Source organism: Slackia sp. (genome assembly GCF_977041755.1).
Genome location: NZ_CDRRGL010000166.1, coordinates 1 through 3,697, shown reverse-complemented (window position 1 = coordinate 3,697; position 3,697 = coordinate 1). Strand labels below are relative to the sequence as shown.

Sequence of the window (3,697 nt, the reverse complement as noted above, 5' to 3'; positions counted from 1 at the left end):
TCATCGTACATGGATTACATCATGGGCACGGGCTATGACATGATTCCCAAGACGCCTCAGTGGGCAGCTCCCATTTGCGGCCTTCCTTCGGAGAAAATCGAACACCTCGCCCATTTCATTACCGACCATGAAACGTGTTTCATCACGCAAGGCTTCGGACCGCAGCGCCACCATAACGGCGAATGGAACGCTGCCGCCATCGCGGCGTTGCCCATCATCACCGGAAACATCGGCAAACCCGGCACATGCCCCGGCCTGAACGGCAAAGGCATGCAGATGAACTTTGACGGCGGCATGTGGAACAGCGTGCCCATCGGAGACAATCCCGTTACGAAGAAAATCTCTATCTCGGGCCGATTCAACGCTATCGACCATCCCCTCGAAATGACGGCGACGACAGACGGCGTTGTTGGCGGCGACCGCCTGAACGTGGGAATCAAGTTCATGGCGCTTTACGAGGCGGGCTGCTTCGGAAACTCCAGCTCCGACCTGAACTGGGCGGCATCGGTCCTCGAAGACGAAAGCAAATGCGAGTTCATCCTCGGCGTTGACGTCATCATGTCAACTTCCCTGCCGTATTGCGACATCATTCTGCCCGATCTCATGTACCAGGAACGCATGAATTTTGTGTCCACCGTCACGGGCGGCTCGGCATACGGCTTCGTATTCGGTAAACCCGTCCAGGAGCCCCAGTTCGAATGCCGCCTGAGCTACGACTGGTGCGCCGATTTGGCCGAACGACTGGGATTGCGCGACGAATTTACCGAAGGCAAAACCTGGGAGGAATGGATGGAATCGCGCTACGAGGAGTACAGCCGCCCTTCCGCACCCCACAAAAACGCGCCCTCTTTCGCCGAAGGCCTTGAAATGGGATTCTGGCGCGACCCCGAGCCAGCCGAGCCCTATGTCGCCCTGCAAGCCTACGTGGAAGACCCCAAAGGCCGAGCGCGCACCACTCCCTCTGGCAAAATCGAACTGTATTCCGAACGCCTCGCAACCATCCGCGACACATGGACCTTCTACAACGGCGACCGCGACGTCGTGCGACCCGTTCCGAGCTATTTCCCCGAAATTGAAGGAGTCGCAGACGTAAACGAAACATACCCGCTTTTGTTTGCCACATGGAAAGCGAAAAACCAGTTCCACAGCCGCTACCAGGTAATTGAGGAGCTGCAGCAGGCATGCCAGCACTGCCTGTGGATCAATCCCATCGATGCCGAGCCCCGCGGAATCGAAAACGGCGATACGCTCCTCGTGTTCAACGATCGCGGCTCGGTCCAAATCACGGCTCGCGTGACCGCGCGCATTATGCCCGGCGTCGTAGGCATGCCGCATGCGCATCGTAGGGAAATGGTGAACGGCGTGGACGTCGGCGCAAACGCCAATACGCTCACCAGCCACCACTGGTCGCCCATCTCGAAGAACTGTCCGTCCACGGGCTCTACGCTCGTACAAGTCAAGAAGGCATAGGAGGTAAATGATGGCTCAGTATGGATTCCATTTCGACTCCTCTCGCTGCACCGGTTGTAAAACCTGCGAGCTCGTGTGCAAGGACTACCACGATCTCGGGCCCGCCATCCTCTTCCGTCGCATATACGATTACGAAGGCGGAACGTGGACGAAAACGAAAGAGGACGCTTGGGAGAAAACGGCGTTCAACTATCACGTTTCCATTTCGTGCAACCACTGCGATTCCCCGGCGTGCGTCGAGAACTGCCCAACGGGCGCCATGCAGAAAGACGAAGCAACCGGTCTCGTGAACACCGACCCCAACGTGTGCATCGGCTGCGGAACCTGCCGCAATTCCTGCCCGTATGATGCGCCGCGCATCGACGCATCCGCAGGCGTGTGCCACAAATGCGACGGATGCCTTGCCCGCGTGCGCGACGGAAAAGAGCCCATGTGCGTCGGCAGCTGCCCCCTTCGCGCCCTGGAGTTCGGCCCCATCGAAGAATTGCGCGAAAAATACGGCGACTGCGCCCAGGTGCCTCCGATGGCCGCGCCAGCTACCCGTCCCAATATCGTCATAGGCACGTGCCAGGCTGTAGATTCCGAAACGTACAACCTCGACGAGGGATACGTGGCCAATCCCCTCGAAGTGGAGTAGAGATGGGCGCCGATTTTGCAAACGCAGCCCCTTGCGCCACACTCCTTGGAACGTTGCTTATGGAAAGTCCGAAAAGCGACACGACATCCAAGATTGTTCGAGGGCTCTGCGAAATGGACCTCGTAAACGAATGGCCTTACGGCACAGCCGAAGAGAAGAAGGGCGCTGCCCTTCTTCTCAAAGAGGCGCGGAAGCTTTCCCTCGAGACCCTCGATAGAGAATTTCACCATCTGTTCGTCGGGCCGAACGACCTCGAAGCGCCGCCTTGGGGATCGGTTTACCTCGATTCCGAGGCTGTCGTCTTCGGCGATTCCTGCATGTCCCTCGTTCGATGGATGAAGGAGAACGGCATTGCTTCGCAAGAAGGCCCGAGCCGCGAACCCGCAGACCAAATAGGCCGCATGTTCATGCTTCTTGCCTGGCTTTGCGAAAACGACCCCGATTTGGTGGACGAATACTTGCAGCAGCATTTGTTGACATGGGCGTTTCGCTATTTCGAGCAGCTTGAAGCCGCTTCGGAAGGGTCGTTCTACCGCGGCGTTGCCAAGCTCGCATCAACTACGCTCTCAGACATCGCCGCCCAGCGAGGACTGAAGATTTAGCCCAAAGCCCCACCGCCCGATATTCCGCATCACGTTCTCGAGAGAAAGAGCGATGCGGTGAGCGTCTACGGAGGCAAGTGTCCACACGGGCACCTCCCTCCCATTTAGACATCAGCGCTACCACGCAACGGCCGCCAAAAGCCCCGGACGTTTCTTGTCTCCCTCTCCCCAAGGAGGCCTTGCGTCGGCGCTCGATAGACACCCGGCTTGGCCGAAATGCCAAGCCGGAAATATCCCCATGCTATTCTTATTCGCAAATTTGCAAATAAGAAACCAACCCTCCCATAAAACGAAGCGGTCCGGACTATTCTTCGTCCGGACCGCTTCGTTTTATGCCCGTTTGCTTCGCGTTGTTAGCTATGCATTAGCAACGACGCGCCGCAAGGTTCGCGGTGGTAATGGCGTTTTGAATGTTCAGCGGGGTCGGGCAGTCACCCACGGCCACAACATCGAAATCGCCGGAAAGTTCATCGGCCAGCGAAGTGCCGGCCACCATATTCGAAGCGTCGACCACACAGTCGCACGGAACGGTGATGTCGACACCGAAGCTCGTGTAAGCACCACTTCCCCATCGCCGACACTCTTCAGCTTGCTCTCGGATCGCACGCTGCCACCTGCCGCCAAGAAGACCGGCTCCACGAACTTGTCCAGCATCACCGACTGGCCCGTGCCGAAAGCCTCCTCGGGCTCATCTGACACGATGGTCACCTTCTTGCCCTGCGCAGTAAGGTAGTGAGCAGTGTCAACGGTCTGCGCGTTGAAGCCCAGCACCGCTACCACGTTATTGCCGATTTCGGCAGACAGGGAATCGGTCACGCCGATAACCGGGGTGGCGCTGCTGCCCGAAGCGGCAAGCCCGGGACGCTTGGAGCCCGTGGACACGATAACGACATCGGACTTTTCTTCGTGCGCGAAGGCCGCGTCGACCTCTTTGCCGGTTACCACGTTCACGCCCTCTACCTCGAGCACATGCGACAGGTAGTTCTTC

Annotated in this window: 4 protein-coding genes; 3 read left to right on the top strand and 1 reads right to left on the bottom strand. The window is 58.2% G+C overall.

Annotated features, from left to right (window positions below; all coding sequences use genetic code 11):
* The 3 genes from ACWI8T_RS08975 to dmsD form a co-directional block, all read left to right on the top strand.
* Window positions 1-1,470, top strand: a 1,470-nt coding sequence (locus tag ACWI8T_RS08975; protein WP_449138692.1) for a molybdopterin dinucleotide binding domain-containing protein, incomplete at its 5' end; no start/stop codon positions are given.
* Window positions 1,471-1,480: 10 nt separating this feature from the next.
* Window positions 1,481-2,107, top strand: a complete 627-nt coding sequence (locus ACWI8T_RS08970) for a DMSO/selenate family reductase complex B subunit (protein WP_220150936.1) — start codon at window positions 1,481-1,483, stop codon at window positions 2,105-2,107.
* A 2-nt stretch (window positions 2,108-2,109) separates the two neighbouring features.
* A complete protein-coding gene (gene dmsD / locus ACWI8T_RS08965; RefSeq protein WP_114551983.1) occupies window positions 2,110-2,709 on the top strand; it encodes a Tat proofreading chaperone DmsD in 600 nt (199 codons plus the stop codon).
* 414 nt (window positions 2,710-3,123) lie between these two features.
* Here the strand turns inward: dmsD and ACWI8T_RS08960 are convergent.
* Window positions 3,124-3,697: hypothetical protein (locus tag ACWI8T_RS08960; protein ID WP_449138691.1), on the bottom strand; the 574-nt coding region annotated here is incomplete at its 5' end.

What these genes read in the sequence shown, in the direction of transcription:
- ACWI8T_RS08970 (WP_220150936.1), top strand. Translation starts at nt 1,481, where the DNA reads ATGGCTCAGTATGGATTCCATTTCGACTCCTCTCGCTGCACCGGTTGT.
- dmsD (WP_114551983.1), top strand. Translation starts at nt 2,110, where the DNA reads ATGGGCGCCGATTTTGCAAACGCAGCCCCTTGCGCCACACTCCTTGGA.